Source organism: Bacillus cereus group sp. N11 (genome assembly GCF_016483605.1).
In the GTDB taxonomy this organism is placed as follows: domain Bacteria; phylum Bacillota; class Bacilli; order Bacillales; family Bacillaceae_G; genus Bacillus_A; species Bacillus_A toyonensis.
The window spans coordinates 1-214 of the sequence record NZ_JAEHBN010000129.1 but is presented as its reverse complement, the minus strand read 5'-3'; the positions used below and the strand labels follow the sequence as shown (position 1 = coordinate 214).

Genomic DNA, 214 nt, shown 5'->3' with positions numbered 1-214 from the left:
TACTTCCGCAAGACATGTTATGAGATATTTTATTAAAAGTGCGGGTGAAGGGAGTCGAACCCCCACGCCAAAGGCGCCAGATCCTAAGTCTGGTGCGTCTGCCAATTCCGCCACACCCGCATATTAATATATTTTTAAAAAATGGGGCGACTGATGGGAATCGAACCCACGAATGCCGGAGCCACAATCCGGTGCGTTAACCACTTCGCCACAA

1 tRNA gene is annotated in these 214 nt (G+C 49.1%); it reads right to left on the bottom strand.

The features are described 5' to 3' along the window. Positions 1–39: 39 nt before the first annotated feature. A tRNA-Leu gene (locus JDS98_RS29990) sits at positions 40–120 on the bottom strand. Between the last annotated feature and the right edge of the window lie 94 nt (positions 121–214).